The sequence below is a fragment of the Burkholderia sp. Ac-20345 genome (assembly GCF_017104825.1).
Classification (GTDB): Bacteria; Pseudomonadota; Gammaproteobacteria; order Burkholderiales; family Burkholderiaceae; genus Burkholderia; species Burkholderia lata_B.
The window spans coordinates 57,568-78,358 of sequence record NZ_JAAGPO010000020.1 but is presented as its reverse complement, the minus strand read 5'-3'; the positions used below and the strand labels follow the sequence as shown (position 1 = coordinate 78,358).

General features: G+C 60.8%; 21 protein-coding genes and 2 pseudogenes. 6 read left to right on the top strand and 17 right to left on the bottom strand.

What is annotated here, in order from left to right; genetic code table 11:
- Positions 1–182: 182 nt before the first annotated feature.
- From G3O06_RS10475 to G3O06_RS10445, 7 genes are all read right to left on the bottom strand, one after another.
- On the bottom strand, positions 183–1,676 hold the full coding sequence (locus tag G3O06_RS10475; protein WP_205815950.1) for an aldehyde dehydrogenase: 1,494 nt from the start codon (positions 1,674–1,676) through the stop codon (positions 183–185).
- Between the two features lie 16 nt (positions 1,677–1,692).
- Entirely contained in the window at positions 1,693–3,024 is a 1,332-nt protein-coding gene (locus tag G3O06_RS10470; protein WP_205815949.1) for an FAD-binding oxidoreductase, read from the bottom strand.
- Positions 3,025–3,030: 6 nt separating this feature from the next.
- A complete protein-coding gene (locus tag G3O06_RS10465) occupies positions 3,031–3,918 on the bottom strand; it encodes a dihydrodipicolinate synthase family protein (protein ID WP_205815948.1) in 888 nt (295 codons plus the stop codon).
- Positions 3,919–4,078: 160 nt separating this feature from the next.
- Positions 4,079–5,374 carry a serine hydroxymethyltransferase gene (glyA, locus tag G3O06_RS10460; RefSeq protein ID WP_205815947.1) on the bottom strand — a complete coding sequence of 432 codons (1,296 nt, stop codon included), beginning with the start codon at positions 5,372–5,374 and terminating at the stop codon, positions 4,079–4,081.
- A 169-nt stretch (positions 5,375–5,543) separates the two neighbouring features.
- Positions 5,544–6,419: a glycine betaine ABC transporter substrate-binding protein gene (locus G3O06_RS10455; protein WP_205815946.1), complete on the bottom strand. Its 876-nt coding sequence runs from the start codon at positions 6,417–6,419 to the stop codon at positions 5,544–5,546.
- A gap of 153 nt (positions 6,420–6,572) precedes the next feature.
- Positions 6,573–7,457, bottom strand: coding sequence for a proline/glycine betaine ABC transporter permease (locus G3O06_RS10450; protein ID WP_174914634.1), 885 nt, complete (start codon positions 7,455–7,457; stop codon positions 6,573–6,575).
- Positions 7,454–8,743, bottom strand: coding sequence for a glycine betaine/L-proline ABC transporter ATP-binding protein (locus G3O06_RS10445; protein ID WP_205815945.1), 1,290 nt, complete (start codon positions 8,741–8,743; stop codon positions 7,454–7,456). Before G3O06_RS10445 ends, G3O06_RS10450 begins: the two co-directional genes overlap by 4 nt.
- Before the next feature lie 686 nt (positions 8,744–9,429).
- Here G3O06_RS10445 and G3O06_RS10440 point away from each other — a divergent pair.
- The 4 genes and pseudogenes from G3O06_RS10440 to G3O06_RS10430 form a co-directional block, all read left to right on the top strand.
- Entirely contained in the window at positions 9,430–10,560 is a 1,131-nt protein-coding gene (locus tag G3O06_RS10440; protein ID WP_205815944.1) for a hybrid-cluster NAD(P)-dependent oxidoreductase, read from the top strand.
- 3 nt (positions 10,561–10,563) lie between these two features.
- Positions 10,564–11,361, top strand: a complete 798-nt coding sequence (locus tag G3O06_RS10435) for a hypothetical protein (protein ID WP_241019729.1) — start codon at positions 10,564–10,566, stop codon at positions 11,359–11,361.
- Positions 11,330–11,464 (top strand): hypothetical protein, encoded by a 135-nt coding sequence (locus G3O06_RS49655; protein WP_277403704.1) that lies wholly within the window; start codon positions 11,330–11,332, stop codon positions 11,462–11,464. The genes G3O06_RS10435 and G3O06_RS49655 overlap by 32 nt, the downstream gene beginning before the upstream one ends.
- Positions 11,465–11,599: 135 nt before the next feature.
- Positions 11,600–12,187: pseudogene (locus G3O06_RS10430) on the top strand (dimethylsulfoniopropionate lyase); the annotation flags it as partial.
- Positions 12,188–12,281: 94 nt separating this feature from the next.
- Here G3O06_RS10430 and G3O06_RS10425 read toward each other — a convergent pair.
- Positions 12,282–12,644, bottom strand: coding sequence for a hypothetical protein (locus G3O06_RS10425; RefSeq protein ID WP_205815942.1), 363 nt, complete (start codon positions 12,642–12,644; stop codon positions 12,282–12,284).
- Positions 12,645–12,859: 215 nt separating this feature from the next.
- Positions 12,860–13,126: a hypothetical protein gene (locus G3O06_RS10420; RefSeq protein WP_205815941.1), complete on the bottom strand. Its 267-nt coding sequence runs from the start codon at positions 13,124–13,126 to the stop codon at positions 12,860–12,862.
- Between the two features lie 637 nt (positions 13,127–13,763).
- Here G3O06_RS10420 and G3O06_RS10415 point away from each other — a divergent pair.
- Positions 13,764–14,063, top strand: coding sequence for a hypothetical protein (locus G3O06_RS10415; RefSeq protein ID WP_205815940.1), 300 nt, complete (start codon positions 13,764–13,766; stop codon positions 14,061–14,063).
- A gap of 81 nt (positions 14,064–14,144) precedes the next feature.
- On the opposite strand, the gene G3O06_RS10410 is transcribed toward G3O06_RS10415, so the two are convergent.
- Positions 14,145–15,038: a hypothetical protein gene (locus tag G3O06_RS10410; RefSeq protein ID WP_205815939.1), complete on the bottom strand. Its 894-nt coding sequence runs from the start codon at positions 15,036–15,038 to the stop codon at positions 14,145–14,147.
- A gap of 88 nt (positions 15,039–15,126) precedes the next feature.
- Positions 15,127–15,327: a hypothetical protein gene (locus G3O06_RS10405; RefSeq protein ID WP_205815938.1), complete on the bottom strand. Its 201-nt coding sequence runs from the start codon at positions 15,325–15,327 to the stop codon at positions 15,127–15,129.
- A 452-nt stretch (positions 15,328–15,779) separates the two neighbouring features.
- Here G3O06_RS10405 and G3O06_RS10400 point away from each other — a divergent pair, with 452 nt between their 5' ends.
- On the top strand, positions 15,780–16,439 hold the full coding sequence (locus G3O06_RS10400; RefSeq protein WP_205815937.1) for a DUF4145 domain-containing protein: 660 nt from the start codon (positions 15,780–15,782) through the stop codon (positions 16,437–16,439).
- 12 nt (positions 16,440–16,451) lie between these two features.
- Here the strand turns inward: G3O06_RS10400 and G3O06_RS10395 are convergent, their stop codons facing one another.
- The 6 genes and pseudogenes from G3O06_RS10395 to G3O06_RS10370 all read right to left on the bottom strand — a co-directional run bounded on the left by G3O06_RS10395 (position 16,452) and on the right by G3O06_RS10370 (position 20,747).
- Positions 16,452–16,718, bottom strand: a complete 267-nt coding sequence (locus G3O06_RS10395; protein WP_346779503.1) for a transcriptional regulator — start codon at positions 16,716–16,718, stop codon at positions 16,452–16,454.
- A 144-nt stretch (positions 16,719–16,862) separates the two neighbouring features.
- Positions 16,863–17,693: a DUF6387 family protein gene (locus G3O06_RS10390; RefSeq protein ID WP_205815936.1), complete on the bottom strand. Its 831-nt coding sequence runs from the start codon at positions 17,691–17,693 to the stop codon at positions 16,863–16,865.
- 186 nt (positions 17,694–17,879) lie between these two features.
- Positions 17,880–18,101 (bottom strand): annotated as a pseudogene (locus tag G3O06_RS48975) (SOS response-associated peptidase family protein); the annotation flags it as partial.
- A gap of 124 nt (positions 18,102–18,225) precedes the next feature.
- Positions 18,226–19,155: a hypothetical protein gene (locus tag G3O06_RS10380; protein WP_205815935.1), complete on the bottom strand. Its 930-nt coding sequence runs from the start codon at positions 19,153–19,155 to the stop codon at positions 18,226–18,228.
- Positions 19,156–19,164: 9 nt separating this feature from the next.
- Positions 19,165–19,359 (bottom strand): hypothetical protein, encoded by a 195-nt coding sequence (locus G3O06_RS10375; RefSeq protein WP_205815934.1) that lies wholly within the window; start codon positions 19,357–19,359, stop codon positions 19,165–19,167.
- Between the two features lie 194 nt (positions 19,360–19,553).
- Positions 19,554–20,747: an integrase arm-type DNA-binding domain-containing protein gene (locus G3O06_RS10370; protein ID WP_205815933.1), complete on the bottom strand. Its 1,194-nt coding sequence runs from the start codon at positions 20,745–20,747 to the stop codon at positions 19,554–19,556.
- Positions 20,748–20,791: the final 44 nt, after the last annotated feature.

Here is a 20,791-nt window from a genome sequence, read left to right as displayed (position 1 = left end):
TATCGGAAGCGATGATGGGGACTGCAAGGCGCAAGTCGGATCGGCATGCCGCCGGCCGCGCCTGCCCGCCGCGTCGCGCATTGGCGCAGCGCACCAGACGAAGCGCGTATCGTCGGTTCCCGCGCAGCTTGCGCGGGCGGCCGAAGCCGTTCCGCGCAAGCGCCTCGCCGTTGCGCGCGCACTCAGTCGAGCTTCAGCCAGGTGGTCTTCAGCTCGCAATACTGATCGTGCGCGTAGACGGACTTGTCGCGCCCGCCGAAGCCCGACTGCTTGAAGCCGCCGAACGGCGTCGACAGGTCGCCTTCGCCGAAGCAGTTCACCGTGACCGTCCCCGCGCGAATCCGCGCGGCGACCTTGTGGGCGCTGTTTACGTTGTCGGTCCACAGCGACGCGGCCAGCCCGTAGCACGTATCGTTCGCAATCCGCACCGCGTCGTCGACGTCGTCGTATTCGATGAAGCACACGACCGGCCCGAATACCTCGTCGCGCGCGATGCTCATCTCCGGCGTCACTTGATCGAAGATCGTCGGTTCGACGAACCAGCCGCCCGTCTCCGCAAGGATCGCGTGCCCGCCGCATACCACGCGCGCGCCCTCCGCCTTCGCCTTCTCGATATGGCCGAGCACCTTCTCGTAGTGCTTCCGCTCGATCAGCGCACCGAGCTTCACGTCCGGGTCGAGCGGATCGCCGGTCTTCCAGCCGGCGAGCACGGCCTGGACCTTCTCCAGCAGTTCCGCCTTGCGGCTCGCCGGCACGAGGATCCGCGAGCCGGCGCTGCAGTTCTCGCCCATGTTCCAGAACGCGGCCGCAACCGCCTGTTCAGCCACCGCATCGAGGTTCGCGACGTCCGGCAGGATGACCTGCGGATTCTTGCCGCCGCACTCGAGCACGACGCGCTTCAGGTTGGTATCGGCCGAGTAATGCAGGAACCGCTTGCCGGTCGCGGTCGAGCCGGTGAATGCGACGAGATCGACGTCCGGATGGCGACCGATCGCCTCGCCTGCCTCGCCGCCGAACCCGGTGACCACGCTGAACACACCCGGCGGCACGCCGGCTTCGAGTGCGAGATCCGCGATCCGCAGCGTCGACAGCGATGTCTGCTCGGCCGGCTTCACGACCACGCTGTTGCCGACCGACAGCGCAGGGCCGATTTTCCATGCGAGCATCAGCGCCGGAAAATTCCACGGCAGCACGGCACCGACCACGCCGATCGGCTCGCGCGTGATCATGCTGACGACACCCGCACCCGACGGCGACAACGCGTCGTAGCGCTTGTCGGTCACCTCGGCGTGCCAGCGAATGCACGCGGCCGACTCGGGAATATCGAGCCCCATGCATTCGCCGATTGGCTTGCCGGCTTCCAGCGCCTCGAGCAGCGCGAGTTCCTCCGCATGCGCGTCGATCAACTGCGCGACGCGCAACAGCACCGCCTTGCGGTGCGCGGGCGCAGCCTTCGACCAGACACCCGATTCGAACGCGTCGCGCGCGGCGGCAACCGCCCGGTCGACGTCCCGCCCGTTGCATCGCGCCACCTCGGCGAGCACCTTGCCGGATGCGGGGTTGAGCGTGGCGAACGTCTCGCCCGACGCCGCCGCGCAGCGTTGCCCCGCGATGAACGCGCGGCCGTCGAGCGACAACGCATTCGCCTTCTGTTTCCAATCCTGATGGGTCGTCATGTCGTTTCCTCAATCATCAAAGCTCGGCACCGGCCGAGAACTCCTTGGCCCAGATCGTCGCCGACACGGCCAGGTCGACAATCGGCCGAACCGGCAGCGGGCGCGGATGCGGCTGCTTCAGCAACTGCTGCACGAGGCTGTTCGATTCGCCGAGCGCGTATTCGGCGATCAGCTTGCCGGAGGACGACCCGCGGCTCAGGCCGAGGCCGTTGCAGCCGATCGCCTCGTAGAGGCCGTCGTCGCGCCTGCCGAACAGCGCACCGTTGTTGGCGGACAGGCACAGCGGCCCGCCCCACGTATATTCCAGCTCGACGCCGCCGAGCATCGGGAAGCGGCGCTCGAACGAGCGCTGATGCATCTGCCGCGACTTCGCGAGATCCGCGTACGACACCTTCACGTCCGGCCTGAACGCGAAATGGTTACGCACGCAAATGCGATCGGTGATCAAGCGCCGCACCGTCGTGCCCATCGGGTCGGCCGGAATCAGCGACCACGAACGCATGCCGCCGAGTTTCGCCACTTCGTCGGCGCTCATCGGACGCGTGAGCGATGCGAACGTGTAGACCGGCAGCAAGCCGTTCGAATGCATGCCGAAGGTCGCCGCGTACGCATTCGTGCACAGGATCACCTGCTTCGCGACGATCGTGCCGCCGGCGAAATGCAGCACGCGTGTGTCGCCGCGATTGTCGATCCGCGTCACCGGGCTGAGCTCGAACACCGTCACGTTGTCCGGTTGCGTCGCGGCCAGGCCGCGCATCAGCGCGGCCGGCTGCACCGTGCTGCAGCCCGGCGTGAACAGTGCGCCCGTATAGAAGTCCGTGCCGGTCACTGCCTTGATCCCGGCGTGGTCGAGCCATTCGAACGCTTCGCCGATGCGGGTCAGACCGTCGGCAAAATGCGCGAGCGCGGCTGCGCCCTTCTTGTTGACCGACGCGTGGAATTTGCCGTCGTCGCGCCAGTCGCAATCGATGCCGAAGCGCCGCACGATGTCACGCACGTAGTCGATGCCGTGCCGCTGAAACCGCACATCGGCGCGATCTTCCTCGATGCTGCGCGAGTAGCTTTCGCTGCTGATGTCGTGCGGCAGGTCGACGAAGAATCCGGAATTGCGCCCGGCTGTCGTGCGGCCGATCCGGTCGGCCTCCACGAGCGCGATCGATGCGCCGGGCGCCAGCTCCGCGAGCCGGCGCGCCGCGCAAAGGCCGGTGATGCCGCCGCCCACGACTACCCAGTCGAACCGGCTGTCTGACGCGACGGTCTTCGCTTCCCGCGCCGGCGGCAGGCTCTCCCACCACCCGTTCATCCCGTCCGGCGCCGGAAACCGCGCGAATTCCAGATTCGAGGTCATGATGGATTACCGAGCGTCGCGCAGCAGCGGCTTCACGAGCTTTGCAAATGCGTCGCGCTCGTCGCCCGACAGCGCGCCGAGCGGTGCGCGAGCGACGCCGACCGGCAGGCCGGCCAGCTCGCAGCCGTAGCGCACGTATTGAATGAACTTGCCGCTGCGCTCGAGCAGTTCGAGCACCGGCAGCAGTTGTGCCATCAGCTTGCGGCCGGTGGCGAAATCGCCGCGCTTCACGCAGGCGTCGAACAGGTCGGTGTGCGCTTCCGGCAGGAAGTTCGACGCGCCGCCGACCCAGCTGCGCGCGCCCCATGCGAAGAATTCGAGCGCCTGGTCATCCATCCCGCAGCTGAGCACGAGCCGGCCGCTGAAATGCGTCGACAGATGATGCAGATGCGCGATGTCGCCGGTACTTTCCTTCATCGCGACGAAGTTTTTGCGCTCGAGCAGTGTCTCGAGAATGTCGTCGCCGATTTCGGTGCCCGTACGGGCCGGGAAGTTGTACAGCATGATCGGCATGTCGAGCGCGTCGTCGACCGCGAGCAGGTGTGCGAGCAGTTCCTGCTGGGTCGGCTGCGCATAGTACGGCGCGGCAACCAGCAGCGCATTCAGCCCCGCGCGTTTCGCTTCGCGGCCGAGGCGCAACACCTCCTTCGTCGTCGTCGCGTTGATGCCCGCGGTCAGGAACGTCTTGCCGCCGGCTGCTGCAGCAACCGTGTCGAACGTGCGCACGCGCTCGTCGAAGCTCAATGCATAGTATTCACCTGTCGTCCCGCCGATGCCCAGCCCCGACACGCGGCCGGCGAGATCGGCCGCATGCCGGCCCAGCAGTTCGTGGTTGATTTCGCCGTCCGCGTCGAACGGGGTGACCAGCGGAGTGTGTACGCCCTCGAAGCTCATTTTAGATTCCTCAATCAAGTGGTTGCGCCGGGTTCCTGCCATCACGCAGGCAACCGGCCATTCGACAAAACGTCGTCGGTACGTCGCTGCACCTGCGCAGCCACGCCGATCGATTCACTACGTTATCCGGACGATGCTCCGGCCCTGCCCGATTCAGGAATCAGGCGAACGCCTCCGCATGCGCGTAGATGGGAAACTGGCTGCACAGGTCGCGCACGCGGGTCCGTACCGACCGCTCGACCGCTTCGTCACCCTTCGGATCGCGCTCGAGTGCGGCCAGCACGTCGACGATCATTTCGCCGATCTGCTCGAACTGCGCGGCTCCGAAACCGCGCGTGGTGCCGGCCGGCGTGCCGAGCCGGATGCCGGACGTGACGGCCGGGTTTTCCGTATCGAACGGAATCCCGTTCTTGTTGCAGGTGATGCCGGCGCGCTCCAGCGCCTTCTCCGCCTGCGTGCCGGTAATCCGTCGCGAACGCAGGTCGACCAGCAGCAGATGGTTGTCCGTGCCGCCCGTGACGAGCGAGAGGCCGCCGGCGGTCAGGACGCCGGCGAGCGTCTGAGCGTTGCGCAACATCTGGTCGATATAGCGGGTGAACTCGGGACGAAGGGCTTCGGCAAAGGCCACCGCCTTGCCCGCGACGACATGCATCAGCGGGCCGCCCTGCAGCCCCGGAAATACCGCCGAATCGATCTGCTTCGCGACCTCGGCATGGTTCGTCAGGATGAAGCCGCCGCGCGGCCCGCGCAGCGTCTTGTGCGTGGTGGACGTCACCACGTCGGCAAACGGCACCGGGTTCTGATGCCGGCCGGCTGCGACAATGCCGGCGATGTGCGCCATGTCGACCATCAGCTTCGCATCGACGCTGTCCGCGATCTCGCGGAATGCGGCGAAATCGAGCGCACGCGGATATGCGGAGAAGCCTGCGATGATCAGCTTCGGGCGATGCCGCTCGGCGAGCCGGCGCACGTCGTCGTAGTCGATGCGCAGCGTGTCCGGGCTCACGCCGTACTGCACCGCGTTGAACCACTTCCCCGACAGCGCAGGCCGTGCGCCGTGCGTGAGATGGCCACCCGCATCGAGGGACATGCCCATCACCGTGTCGCCGGGCTTGACGAGCGCGAGCATCACCGCGCCGTTGGCCTGTGCGCCCGAGTGCGGCTGGACGTTTGCATGGGCGGCGTCGAACAGTGCGCAAGCGCGGTCGATCGCGAGCGCCTCGATCCGGTCGACATGATCGCAACCGCCGTAGTACCGCCGGGACGGATAGCCTTCCGCGTACTTGTTCGTCAGCACGGTGCCCTGTGCTTCCAGCACCGCCGCCGACGCGATGTTCTCCGACGCGATCAGTTCGACCTGGCTCTGCTGGCGGCGCAGCTCCAGTGCGATCTCCGATGCGATCACCGGATCCCGACTCTGGAGCGTTTCGGAAAAAAAGCGGGCGTTCTCGTTCACTTGTTGACTCCGCGACGCGATTCGTGACGTGCTGCGTGGACTGCATGTACCGCACCCTGCCAGGCCGGCGCCGACGTCGCCGCCCCGGCCCCAACGCCATCCGGGCGATACGCCGGCCGGACCGCGAGGTCGACGCCGATCGCGCCGCCCTCGCTGCCGGGGCACGGCGTTACTGTTGCAACCAGGCCTTCAGCTTGTCGGGATGTGCATCGACGAATTTTTTCGCGGCCGTCGCGTAGTCGTTCGTGCTGTTGCCCTCGAACTCGATTGCCTCGACGTCGGCCAGCGTCAGCTTCAGGTGCTTGAAGAACACGTCGGCGCGCGGGAACTTGCCCGCGAACTTCTTCGACGCGAACGCGTGAATCTGCTCCTCGCCACCCAGCGTGCCCTTCGGATCCTTCAGGTAGCGCATCTGCCACTTCTGGAACAGCCAGTGCGGGCTCCAGACCGTCGCGACGATCCACTGCTTCGACTGGTACGCGCGCGACACGCTCGCCAGCATGCCGGCCTCGCTCGACGCCTGGAGGTTGTAGCCGTCGAGGGTGTAGGCCTTGATGGTCTTCTCGGAGGCCTGCATCAGGCCGCCGCCCGGCTCGATGCCCTGGATCGTGCCGTTCAGCTTGCTCTTGACTTCAGGCTTGTTCAGGTCGGCGATCGACGACAGCTCCGATTCCGGGATATAGGCCGGTACCGCCCAGCCGTTCTTGCCACCGGTGTAGATGATGCCGACGTCGTCCAGGTCGTTCTTGTACTTCGCGTAGTACATCCCGTGCGTGACCGGCAGCCAGCCACCGACCATGATGTCGAGATCCCCGCGCGCGACACCCTGGTACTGGATGCCGATATCGGCCTGCACGAATTGCACCGGTTGCTTGAGTTGCGTCTCCAGCACGTACTTCGCGACGTTGGCCACCGCCAGCACGTCCGCCCAGTTGGTCACCGCGATCTTGACCGGCTCCGCCGCCACGCCCGCACCTGCGCTGCAGGCAACCACTGTCGACACCGCAAGTTTCGCCAGAAGCGATTTGAACGTATGGGATTTCATCTAGTACTCCTTTTTAATCACGCGAGTCTTTCAAGGATGAGGAACGCCTTTTGTCGGCGTTTCTGGTCTCCATGCACTGCCACACCGGTTCAGCCGCGGCACCGTTGCCGCGGCTCTGCATCGTCCGTCAACTGCCTTCGCTTGCCGTATTCGTCAGGTGCGTGCCGCGCCGTGCGGGCCGGCCTTGCCCGCACGCGCCGCCGGCCTCGCCTTCTTCTTCGCCTTCACGCCGAAACTTTCCGTCAGGCGATCCAGCACGATCGCGAGCAGCACGACGCCCAGGCCGCCTTCGAAGCCGATCCCGATGTCGAGACGCTGGATGCCGCTCAGCACGTATTCGCCAAGGCCGCCCGCGCCGATCATCGATGCGACCACCACCATCGACAGCGCCATCATGATCGTCTGGTTCACGCCGGCCATGATCGACGGCAGCGCATTCGGCAACTGGATCTTCCACAGGAGTTGCCAGTCGGTACTGCCGAACGAGCGGCCGGCTTCGATCAGTTCCTCGCGGACCTGCCGGATGCCGAGTGTCGTCAGCCGAACCACGGGCGGCATCGCGAACACGATCGTCGCGATCACCGCCGGCACGCGTCCAAGCCCGAACAGGATCACCGCCGGGATCAGGTACACGAACGCGGGCATCGTCTGCATGAAATCGAGCAACGAGCGCAGGATCATGCCGATCCGGTTGTTGCGCGCCCCCCAGATACCCAGCGGGACACCGATCACCAGGCTGAAGAAAGTCGCTGCGGTGACGAGCGCGAGGGTCGATACCGTCTGTGCCCACAGGCCCATGTAATGGATGACGAGCAGCGCGAAGCCGACGAAAATCGAGAACACGATGCCGCGGCGCCACAGCGCCAGCCCCACCATGATCACGACCATTGCGATGAACGGCACGGCCGCAAGGCCGTCCTCGAGCAGCTTCACGACCGTGCCGAGCCCCGCCGAAAAAGTGTCGAAGCCACCGCGGAAATGCAGAAACAGAAAGTTGACGAAGTCTTCCGCGAACTTCCCGATCACCGACGAATTCATGCTGCCCTCCGTTGCATCATCTGCTTGAGTATCGTCCGGCAGGACACGACACCGGCGAGTTGTCCCGCTGCATCCGTCACCGGTACGTCGTGCTGCTGCGTCAGCGCGATCGACGCGAGCCGATGCAGATCCGTATCGATCGAAACCGCGTTGAAGTCGGGCAGGAATGCCTCGCGAATCGGCCGCGCGCCGGATCGATGAAGCGTGGCGGCCGTGACGCAGCCCAGGTAACGGCCGGCGTCGTCGCACACGTAGCCGCATTCCGCGCCGCTGTCGATCAGCTGGTTCAGGTAGCGGCTGGACGGCGCCCCCGCATCGCATCGAAGCAGCCCGCGCTCGACCTTCGTCATCAGGCTGGATGCCTTCAGGAAGCGCGATACGTCGACGTTGCGGAAAAAGTCCTGCACGTAGGCATCCGCCGGGGTCTGGATCAATTCGGCCGGCGTGCCGACCTGGATCAGGCAGCCGTCCTTCATGATGCCGATACGGCCGCCGATCTTCACCGCTTCCTCGATATCGTGGGAAATGAACACGATCGTCCGCTGCTCTTCCTTCTGCAGGCGCAACAGCTCGTTCTGCATTTCGAACCGGATCAGCGGATCGAGCGCGGAGAACGCCTCGTCCATCAGCAGGACCGACGGATTCACCGCCAGCGCCCGGGCGAGACCCACGCGCTGCTGCATCCCGCCGGACAACTCGCTCGGCAGCAGCTTCTCGTACGACCCGAGGCCGACACGCTCCAGCGCGGCACGCGCGACCTCATAGCGCTGCGCCTTCTTGATCCCCGCGACCTCCAGCCCGTAGGCGATGTTGTCGAGCACGGTCCGGTTGGGCAGCAATGCGAAAGACTGGAACACCATCGCCATCTTCTGGCGCCGAACGGCGCGCAGTTCCGGCGTCGACATCGGAGCGATGTCGCGGCCTTCGAGCACGACCTGCCCGGACGTCGGCTCGATCAGCCGGTTGAGCAGGCGCACCAGCGTCGATTTCCCGGAGCCCGACAGCCCCATGATCACGAAGATTTCACCGGCCCGGACGCTCAGGCTCACGTCGTCGACCGCCACCATGTTGCCGGTTTCGGCGAAGATCTCGTTGCGCCCGACGCCGCGCTTCATCAGTTCGATCGCACGCTCGGGCTTCGGACCGAAAATCTTCGACAGGTGCTTGACGGTCAGGATGTCGGTTCCGGTCGCGATACTCGACCGGACGATCGACGGCGCACCGTCGGCATGGATTGCTCCGGGGGGAAGTACTTCGCCCGGTGCAAACGTCAAATTTGGGGCCATTCTGTCATCCCGACTGTCTGGTAACGGAAACCGAGAACTTCGCACGTGTCGTCATCAATTGCCCGCTTGCTGCCGAGGCCCGATGCCGTTCTCGCGTGGTTGACGGCGCTGATTCATTGATTGCAGCGTATCAATCCAATTCCGACGTTCCAGATACATTTTCTGTGCGCTTTTCCATACCTTTGGTAATGCATCGAATACGTGCATTAACGGGTGACGTGCACTGAAAAGTACGAAAAACGCCCGAGCCTGTAGCGGCGCGGCTGAGCGGGCGTTCGACGGGATGTCGGCAATGTGGCGCGCGCGATCGACGCAATGGCGTGCTAGGGGAAAATCCCGACACGTTGATTTAAGGGAAAGTACCGAGACGCTGCGGAGAAATCCGGCATCCGACAGTACTGAGGATATGGAAGAAGGCTATATGCACCGCGACGACTTCCTGATCGTCAGGCCGAGCCGTTCCCCGCGGGGACGCGCGTCACGCATAACCTGATGTAATGGCGCGCGGAAAATATAGCGCGTTGACGCTGTTCCAGTGCATGCCAATACTCGGCACACAGCGAAGGCATCCGGACACGGAGCGAGACATCGAAACGGAGCACACGCCCGGTCGGTGATCGAAGCCCGGCTTTCGCGAATGACAGCGTGCACGTAGAACGTGCAACGCGCCCCAAGGAAGCGATGCCATGAACTCCGTAGACAGCATGTTCGATCCCGCACCCGAGGCACACGACCGATTCTCCAGTCCCGGCACGTGGGACGGCACCGGAAGAACCTGGGCGAGCGGCGAACGGCAGGTACTGACGTGTTGCCGCGTCGTCGACGAAACCCACGACGTCAGAAGCTTCGAGTTCCGCGTGGGCGACGGCTCGCCCGTTCGCTTCGAACCTGGCCAGTTCATGACGGTGTCGGCGAACGTCCACGGCCAGACGGTCGAGCGCTGCTACACGATCTCGTCGCCGCCGACACGCCCCTATCTACTATCGATCACGGTCAAGCGGGTGCCCGGCGGCGTCATGTCGAACTGGCTGCACGACAACATGAGGCCGGGCGGCAAGTTGTCGGCATACGGCCCGTCGGGCAGCTTCACGCCGACCGCCGCGCCCGCCGCCAAACTGCTGTACCTTTCCGCCGGCTCGGGCGTGACGCCGCTGATGTCGATGACGCGCGCGAGCATCGACCTCGGGCTGGACCTGGACATCGTATTCGTCCACAGCGCAAGAACGCCCGCCGACATCGTGTTCCGTCACGAGCTGCAGCGACTCGAGGCGCGGTCGCCGCGCCTTCGCACGTTCTTCGTCTGTGAAGGCGCCGGCGACGACGCACAGTGGCCGGGATCGATCGGCCGGCTCGGTCTGCAACTGCTCGCCGAGCATGTGCCCGACTACGCCGACCGCGAAGCGTTCACCTGCGGCCCGGCCGGCTACATGACTGCGGTACGCGACGTGCTGCGCAGCGGCGGACATGATCCGGCGCGCTATCACCAGGAAAGCTTCGACATCAATGCCGCCGTCGCGCCGCCCCCCGCCGCCCCCGCTGCCGATGCGTCGTCGGAGACATTCACGATCAAACTGTCGCGCTCGTCGAAAACGTTCACGATGAACGCCACCGACACCGTGCTGTCGGCGGCGAGAAAGGCCGGCGTCGCGATTCCGTCGTCCTGCAGCCAGGGCATCTGCGGCACCTGCAAGACCCGGGTACTCGAAGGAACCGTGAACATGCAGCACAACGGCGGGATTCGCGACCGGGAAGTCCAGAAGGGTTTCCGGCTACTGTGCTGCAGCCGCCCGACGTCGGACCTCGTGCTGGAGTGCTAGTCCGTGCGCAGCACGGTCACGGGGCGTGCCACGAAAGCCCGAACTTGTCGTGCTCGCAACCCATTCCCAAGAAACGCACTATCGGAACAGTTCAAGGAGGCAGGTATGGCGGTGGGTCAGTGCCGATATCTAAGTGATCCTAATGACCTGAACGGCAAGGATGCCGTGTTGCGCGGCGTACGGGCATACCGATTGGCCCGGGTTCAGGAACAGCTGCTCGCGCGCAACGTTCCGGCGATCCTGCTGTACGACCCGGTCAACATTCGCTACGCGACCGATACATCGAACATGCAGGTGTGGGCCGGGCGCAATCCGGCACGCTACGTGATGGTGTTTGCCACGGGGCGCATCGTCGCGTGGGAATTCCACAGCAGCGAGCACGTGTGGGACGGCCTGGATCTCGATGTGGAATTGCGCAGTGCGGTCAGCTGGACCTACTTCAACGCGGGCCCCGATGCGGAGCAGCGCGCTGCGACGTGGGGCGCCGAGATCGTCGAAGTGTTCCGCAAGCATGCGCCGGGCGAGCGCTTCCTGGCCGTCGATCGCCTCGACCCGTTCGGCACCGCGTATCTGGAGAAGCACGGACTCGCGCTGAAGGACGGCCAGACTCTGATGGAAACCGCCCGGCTCATCAAGTCGCCGGGTGAACTCGTGCTGATCGGCGAATCGCTGCGCACCGCCGAGAATCGGGATGGTCGACGAGTATCCGTCGGTCGCGCACCAGGTCGACTGGGACAGTGCGGGATACGACGACCGGTTCGAGGTCGGCATGACGGTCTGCGTCGAAAGCTACATCGGTGAGGAAGGCAGCCGCGAGGGCGTCAAGCTCGAACAGCAGGTCGTGCTGACCGAGCACGGCTGCGTGTCGCTGACCGATTGCGGTTTCGAAACCGACTGGTTGTAACGCTTCACGGAAAGCGCCGCTTTCCAGCGGATGCATGGCGGCTGCGGACAAATCGGCCGCCCAGTTTCGCTGTCCGGACCTGCGCGTTTCCGCATAGACTCATCAAGCCAAGTGACCACGGGAGCAGAGACCAGGATGAGAGAACGCCCGAAGGACATCGCGGATTTCGTCCGGATCGCCGGCGATCTGTTCCAGTCGGACCAGCTTCCACCCGCGGCGCGCACGTTCGCGCCGCAGGTATTCGCACGACTGCAAAACCCGTCGGATAACGGGGCACGGCTCGCGGTGCGATACCCCGCATGCGCATGGCTCGACCGGGCGCTCGAGTCGGTCGCGCGCGTCAACCCGACGTTCGCCACCGTCGCGCAGTTGATCAAGTCGCTCGAGCCCGCGGTCGGATGGTCGCGTCGCACGTCCGGAAAGGACGGCAGCCCGAACTACATCGACGGGCACGTGAACGGGATGATCTGCGGGCCCGGCGGTGCGGAAAGCCGCGACGACATCCAGCTAGGCTTCTCGTTGATGATGCCCGGCGTCAGATATCCGGATCATGGTCATGCGCCGGAGGAAGCCTACGTGCTCATGACCGCCGGTGAATTCCGGCAGCAAAACGGCGCGTGGTTCGATCCCGGAATCGGCGGCGGTATCCACAACGCGCCGGGCGCGTTGCATGCAATGCGCTCCGGCGACGCGCCGTTTCTCGCGATATGGTGTCTGCTGAATAGATCCGACGATTGTTTGAGGTCGGACGGAGGTCGTGGCGCTCCAATTCAAAAAGCCCGCCAAGAGGCAGGCATCGACGAATCAACTTCGGGTATCAGAACGAAATCTTTTCGTACCAACGCTTGATCTTCTCGTATGCGTCCAAGCCGGCGTTGTACTGATCCACGATCCGCGCCTTAAACGGCCCCAAACCGTACTGCTCCGAGGGCGGGGAGTGTTTGGCGAGCAGATCCGAAAGGCGCCCAAGCTCATCCCATGTTGCCGTCAAATCGAGTACTGCATCCTTGGCTTCGGCAACCCTCGCGACCGTCAGCGGCTGCGTCAACGAAGCGATCTCATCGAGTGCGTCAGATTGCTTCTTGACTCGCGCAGTAACGTCATCGAGATACTGACGAATGACTTCGTTGTTGCGCGAGAAGGAATCGATAATGTGTTCCTCAGCCTTCTTGATATCCATTTGGTTCCTCGACAAAATTTCTGTTTATGTATGGATGCACAGGTACTCTTGTGCACAACCATTATCACTGAAACTTCGCGAGTGCTTTGCCATGCTGCCCTGATCGCTATTGGAGGCAACCGGGAGCGGTCATCGTGACATCGAGCGGAAACAAAAAACCCGATGGCGGCTGCCAGCGGGCTTCGGATCCTTGGCTTTGAATTCGCCTGAAAACGTCAGTCGATTAATTTTTCTGAACTTCCAACGATCAAGGGAGGCAACTGCGTCATCCGTTCGGCCTGTACATTGAGAGGCGCGAGAGCCGCATTGACAGCGGCAAACACATCCGGCTCGGGAAGCGATGAGTGAACGCGTGTAATGTAACCGCCCTTGGCCGTCGCATGAATATCGTTCGTGCAACCGGGAACGCTATCAAGCGCAGCTTTCACCGCTTTGATATTCGCTGGCGTTGCGTGTTTGAGAAAATATGGATGTGTGCTCACTGTGGTCTCCTTTTGCCTTCAGTCAGAAGGTCGGCCATTCTAGCCGATCGCCTAGCGGCTGGACGTACGAAGACAGCCTATCCATACAGGCGATATTTTGAGCCAAAGTGTTCAATCCACAACAGCGTTATTTTGTTCAACCTCAGTTGAACACTGCTCCGCGTAGTTCCCGTCGTGCAACGCCTTGATTGAGCGTGCCAGCATCGCAGCACGCGAAGCAAATCCGCGTGCCGGTTGTACACCGTTCCCCGTGCGCATTTCATTTCGTAAGCCAAACGCTTGATGGGAACGCTGTCCCAGTAGACCGCGAGGAATGCCGTCGCGTATTACTCTTCGTCGGCTTGGTCGCAAAGAGACCTAATCGCCATGTTCAGGTATGACATCTCGGGATCCAAGAATGAACCCGGCTCAACCCGGCGCCGGCGCAGCGGCTGCATGCGTCCAAGCAGGTTGCTCGTCGACCTGGGAGCGAAGATCCGTCGAGTTCCGCACCACCACAACCACCGCGCGATAAGCTCATCAACCTTCTGATCCTCCGTCATCTCGCTCCCTGCGTGATTGCCCGGGTCGAGTTCCCGGACATGTCAAAATCATCGTGCCATACACCGACAAGAATCATATAAATGGGGACAGCAACATGAAATTCCATCAACAATTGATCGACGCCATTCAGAACCGCCGCGTGCTCGAACTGCGATACGACGGCTATTTCCGCATCGTTGAACCACATGCCTATGGCGTCAATCACGACAACCACTTCCTGCTTCGTTGCTATCAGACCGGCGGCGGTAGTCAGTCGGGAAACTCGGTTGACTGGAAGCTGCTCCGAACCGATGAAATAGGCTCCCTGCATGAGCACGGAGTCCTCTTCCAATCCGCACGCGCTGGTTACAAGCGCAACGACCAAGCCATGCAGCGTATTTATGCTCAGCTTTGAGCTGCGGACCGCAGTTACACGGGCCGGCTGGATATACGGGCTCGTTGTGAACGGCACAGTCGCTCGTGTGGTCAATTTTTCTCACGCTGGCTGCTCCTGATGGGAACGGCTATACGGCAGATATACGAATGGTCGACGCGACTCACTCGCCCCGAACTGCATGCAGTCACGGTTGAGGAACAGCGCGAGCGACCGGCGCTGCATCTCGCCGTGCCGGGCCTTCAGCAGAGTGAAAAGCGCGTCTGGTTCGTCGACGCTCTGGTCGTCCTGGTCCTTCTGAGCCAACCAGACGGAAAACACGTTGTCCGCGGCGCCCGTGATTTTTCCGCTGCCACCGACATCCATTTTTCCGAGGCTTCGCTTTTCGTCCTGGCCCTTACGCGGGTGGGCAACAAGATGCACGTGCACGTTGTATTGACGCGCGAAGTTGGCAAGCAGTCGCATCGCTTCCTTCTGTACCGTCATGGCGCCGTGGCCGTCTTCCGGGACGTCGGTCATCATCAGGCTGTCGATCACGAAGTGGCGGATGGCTGACAAGTCAGCCGTACTCTTTGATGTAGTCTCTGTAGTAGTCTTTGTCTTGTTAACGACTTGCGCTTTCGCTGTCCCGCGGACTGCGGAATCAGCCTCCCCCGAAATGCGCTTTCCGCAGTTCGCGGATTCCATCATCTCGTTCAGACGGTCGAGGTCAATGCGGTAGTAGACGCGATGCTCGAGTCGCTTGTTCGTCTCGATCAGCACACCTCGTTCGACCAGCTGCTTGCGAGCAGTGACCTGCTCGCGGTACGTCATGCCGGTCTCTGCCTCGATTTCCTCGACGGTCTTGTACACGCCAAGGTCAGACGCGGCCTTGTCCTGCCAATAGAAGATCTGGCTGAAGAAAAGGACGGCATTGACGCTACCAAGGTGCTTCACCAGGCCCGGGTAGTACGCAACGGAATGCCCGAGATCGAGCAGGTAATCCGTGGCGGCCATTAGTGCCTCGACAGACAAAGAAAGTCATAGGCGTGCTGCGTGATCCTCAGCGATAAGAGGCCTGCGCCGTATGCCCAGAGGATCGTTCTCATCGGCTCAGCCCCCGTGCACGCTCCATACGAGCCACCTGGGCAGAACTACGTGCGCAGATCTCGGCTTGCATCTCCAGCCAGTAGTGCCGACGCGTGACCGAATCACACGACGCCTCGATCACGCGCCCGAGCTCGGCGATGCGCCGTTCTCGCGCCTCGTCATCAACAATTGACCGATCATGTTCAACGCGTTTCATACTTGCCATCCTCTCCCACTACTTACTAAGTAGTGCGAATTAGATAAAACAAAAACCCCGCTTGGGGAAAGCTGCCGGCGGCCAAGCCGGTTCGGTTTGCCGGAGGGTTCGGCTTACCTCAACTCTCCCCAAGCGGGGCTTCCCTCTTCGTCCATCGATTGGCAGTCGACGTACATACGGTATTTCAGTTTCCCTGCCCAAACTCAACGCCAGGCGCCGAGAAGCGAAATATCACGCCATTTGGTCTGAATCTGACTTCGCCTTCCTATCTCCGACTTGCTTCGAAGAACTCTCGATAAGTCAGAACTTTCCCTATCAACGCCACAACATATTCCTGACGATCAGGCGCGATTTGGTATGCTTTCTCGATCCGACGCGCCGCCTCAGCCAGTGGTAGCGCGACAAGAATTTCGAGTTCTCGATCGATTCGAACCAGTTTAGCCCGGGGACCCATGACAACCTTCTCGATCAAATGCCCGCATTGCTTGCGGGATAACACATCGTTTACTGTGGCAGGGACGCGTCCTCACCACGCCGTCCAGCAGGGCTGGATGCCGGTGGAGGTTTTCGCAACATGCAATGCGTGCCAGCAAGGTGTCTGTGGCACCGTGGAAATTAGCGTTCCCATGGTACGTCCCGACTTCGGCACTGTTGCATTGCTGGTAAACAGCCTGCACATACGTATTCGAGGGTGGTTCCCAAAACCTCCGAGTCCGGACGTTCCCGATCATCTGCCACCGTCCGTCCTCAGGGCATTTTCGGAAGCCGAGGAACTGAAAATTGCGGGCTTCCGTGGTCCGGCCGGCAATGCATATCGCAGGGCTCTGGAGGCGGGCCTTAAAGAAGTTGACGCGACTCTGAAGGGCTCGTTGTATTCCAGAATCGAGAATCTGACTAATCGGTCCCTGCTTACACCAAGCTTGCGAGATTTCGCGCATCGAATTCGTACGCTGGGGAATGAGGCAAGCCATGAAACTCCATTGGTCGAAGATGACGAAATCGACGACTTGGCTATCTTCACAAAACTGTTCCTGATGTATCAGTTCACGCTGCCCGGAATGCTCCCGCAACCAGATGCCTCTTCGGCCGCCAACGACGCCGCGACTGGTTGACTTCATGCCCACTTACGCCGCCTTCTGCTCGTCCTGAGGTACCGCGACGTAGCCGAGCGGATTCTCCTGCCAGCGATGCACCTCCGAATTTTTGTATGCAGAATGGGTTCGGCTCATCCGGATCGGCTGCGGAGCCTTGCCGGCGATCCCCAACTTCCGCCAGGACTCACGGCACATCGGAATAAAGGGCGCGATCTGCGCCCATTTGGAAAGGCCGACCCGGGGAAGGATCGGCTCCATCGGCTTGCCGGAATCGGCCTGCGCTGCTGTCTTCTTCACTTTGGCTCACCGTTGGAAGTGTCAGTGAGCCTATGTTATTGACGTTAAATTTCGTCAGGAAGGGATGAAATTCATCGTCATTCGTTCCGGAACATTTATTTTCGAAATCCGTTCCGGAACAAGATTCTCTAGAATTTAATTCCTTTAGCCTAGTTCTTGTGAAAGCAATGCCTCAATAAATGGGGAACTAGACGCAGAAAGAGCAAGCGGCGCCACAACCTTGCGCACGCGCTCGGAAAGACTGACATTGTATTCATTCGGGAACAATGCCGAACCAATCACTTCGTTTGTCAACCTAAATCCATTTATTTGCGCCCAAAATGTCAAATCAAGATACCCCAGTATCCTATTTTGATGCCATCTTTCAAAATCAGTCCCAGAGAAACGTCTTTTTATATTAGGAGCACCAAGAGCACTTCGGGTAGCACGAAGCCAAATTCTAAAATCGTCTATTAGCTTTTCTTCAGAAGCATACAAATCCACACTAACAAAAACCTCTCCCGATATATCAACACCCAAATCTGTTAGCATTTTCCACGCGGGCACATCTAACTTTTCATATGCTTGAGTCGCTTTCTCGTCAAATTTCGCCTCCACGTGGACATCCTTGTCCAAGATTGTCAAGGCATCGCCATAAGATGAATCCCCATTCCCATAAACTCGCAAGATCCACTCACCTGACAGATAGTCATATGCAGTCTGATCGCGAATTTGCGACTTAAACACATTTTTCGAGAACCCATCCCCCTCCACAAGGTTCATTCTTGGGAATATCGGATTTTCCAGAACCATATTTGCAGCTCTTTTGAGCTCCCTGGCATAATAATCACCATGAGTCGCCGCACTCTTGCGCAGCGCCCGATGCATAAGATTGACATACCAATCTTGCGCCTCGAAGTTCGCGCATGCGTCGTACTTTTCCACCTGAAAGGATGTAGGAAATTGAGACAAGGTTGGTTCGGATTTATTTTCCATTGCGTTCCCACACGCGAATCCTTAAAAGGAATCGCGCCAACAGGGTAAGGGAGCCCTGCTTTCGCCCCGTCGAGCTAGGCGCGGTTGAAGCGATTATGCCGTACGGGCATGCAGTGCAACGCTGTTCGGACCTCCAGTAGTCAGGATCCTCAAGTTCCTTAATCGGATCCCAGAAGTCCGGCACCGGTTCACCGTGATCATAGACATTGTATGATGCTCAGTGCCGTCCTGGTCCGTCAGCGTCCTCCAGATGCCGGCGACACACATCGTTCGCCAGTCGGTCAATCCGATCCGGTGCCACACGTTCTTCCCCGTCTCGTAGCACGGCTCATAGATCCAGTCAGCAGGGATCAGGCAGCGTCGGCCGGCTCGCTACGCCGGTCCAAAAAGCGGCGATTTCCCGAGGTTGATGCATCTGCTGCGCGAGGAGTTGAGGCGTGCGGGGATGCAGTGAGTCACAGCCGAACCTTCACGGGAATGAAAAGCCCCCGCTCGGGGCACAGTTGGAATGTTGGTTGCGAATCGGCGAAGCTCACGCGTCCACGGACTTATCGCTTATCCCGGCATCGGCCAGTGCCTTTCTACCCTTTTCCAGCAATTTGTTTCTTTCGATCTTCGTCAATTTATCCGACTCCCAGACACGTCGCTCCAGGTAGAAATTGTTAATCTCCGAACCGGGGAGGAACAACATGTCGCTCTTATGTCGAAGCGACTTGTCGACTTCACTATTCTGTTGAAGTGGCCAGTCGACACCACGGGTCATCGCGCCTGGCGTAAAAGGGGTTCCAGACGAAACAGGTGAATCGCTCGCCGCGGCAGGCACCCGCGTCGGAATGGCAACAACACTACTCGCGGCGCTAACAAGCGTCACATAGCTTATGGCTCCATCCGCCTTGACGTATATGTGACTAAGCTGCCCTTCGTACAAAATCACCTGGCCACTATCCTGCACCTTGGAAAGTGCAGACACTGCAATTACAGTACGCCCAGCCCGACTCGAACTATTCGGACCGCGAATTTCGTAGAGCCAAGGGTGCCTGGCTAGCCGAGAAAAAACCCTAACCTGATTCTCTATTGCAAGGCCGACTAACAATCCCACTAGAACCCCAGCCGCATCGACGAAAGCGAAATACACAATGATGTTGCCAACATGAGACGCAATACCCGTGGAGGTCGCGCGAACTTCCTGCACCGCTCCGTTGTCAGCGTGTAAAACTGGGAAAAAACTACTTAGATCAACCGGAGGTATCCACGGGCAAATTCTCGATACGCCATCATTGATGACGAGGTAAAAGATGCCGTGCAAAAAAAATGAAGTGCAGACGATGCCCGCAAGTTGACCCAATGGACTGATCGCCAAGGTCTCTCGACTGACTGCCTGCGGGGCATACAGGCCAGCAAAGAAAAAAGCGCCTGGAGTGAGCAGAATCGCAACGACAACGGTAGCCCAAGCGAGCGACATATCGCAAAACTACAGATCTGCGACAACCGTCAAATTTTTTCCCTCACGCGCGATGCGTACTTGCACGATACGATCGACAGCTTGTTCGTACGTAACCGGTTCCCCATTTTCGAGAGGCTCGAGCGCAGCGAGTACTAACTTTATGTCACCGCCCGCAAGGTCGACCAAGCCCTTGAAGCCTTCTTCGCTCTGGTCAGTTGACATACGCATATCGCCTCCTACGGACGCTCACTCTGAAACATGTCATTGAGGGATTGACGAGTCAATGCCATCTTGCCCTAGAAACAAACGTTAGATCCATGCCGGCCACGTACGTCGCTTGTCTTTTTAATGCTAGCAAACCTTTCGTCATCAACGCTTAGCGCTCGTCAAAATTATTTCGCTAAGGCTCGCAGTCGCTATGCAGGCAACGACAGCAAATTGCGTGCCGCCTCAGATAAGTAGTGCCCCCACCACTGCATCATCTTCCGGCGCTCGGGCAGGTACTCGGCGTGGTTGTACGCCGCCCGAGTCTCATCGCGCTCGCGGTGGGCGAGTTGCCGCTCGATCCAGTCCCGGTTGAAATTGTGCTCGTTCAGGATAGTCGAGGCGAGGCCGCGGAAGCCGTGCCCGGTCATCCGTGAGCGATAGCCCATCCGGTAAAGAGCGTACAGAATCGTATTTTCGCTCATCGTTTTCTTCGAGCTCGACCGGCTCGGGAACAGGAGCTGACTATGGCTGTTCAGTTCGCGCAGCTTCGCGACCATCTCGAGCGCCTGCTTCGACGTCGGCACGATGTGCGGCGAGTGCATCTTCATCCTCTCGGGCGGGATGCGCCACTCCTTCTTCTCGTCGAACTCGGTCCATTCTGCGAACCGCAGTTCGCTCGTACGTACGAACGTCAACGCCATGAACTGAAGCGCTAGGCGCGTCTGGTAGTCGCCTTCGTAAACGTTGATCTTCTGCATGAGTTCCGGAAGCTCAGCCTCGCTCACGCGCTTCATGTGAACGACGATACGCGACTTCAGCGCGCCGCGGAGATCAGGTTCGGGGGCGCGCTCAGCCCGACCCGTGGCAATGGCGTATCGAAAGATCTGACTGGTGGCTTGGATGGCTTTGTGCGCAAACTCAATCGCGTCACGTGCCTCGATCTTGCGAATCACAGCCAACAGTTCGGGCGCCGAGATCTCGGCGATCGGCCATGCGCCGAGCACGGGAAACAGTTCGCGCTCGAGCAGCTTCATGATTCGGTCCGCGTGACGTTCACTCCACGCCCCCGTCTTCTGCTCATGCCACTCGCGAGCAATCGGATCGAACGCGTTCGCCCGATCCAGGGTGCGCTGCGCCTTCACACGCTTCTTCTCATGTGAGGGATCAAGGCCGCCGCGCAACTGGTCTTTAATCTCGTCACTGGCCTTCCGAGCAGCAAGGATCGTCACGGCCGGATAGACCCCGAGGGCCATCCGTTTCTCCTTGCCGTCGATGCGATACTTCAACCGCCAGTACTTTGACCCGTTCGGCATGATTTCGAGGTACATGCCTTGGCCGTCAGCCAGCTTGTAGGCCTTTTCGCGAGGCTTGGCCGCACGCCAGGCGACATCGGTAAAGGGCATTTGGTCGTGGGGGCATTTTGATGCCCCGGATCAGGAAAACTGCC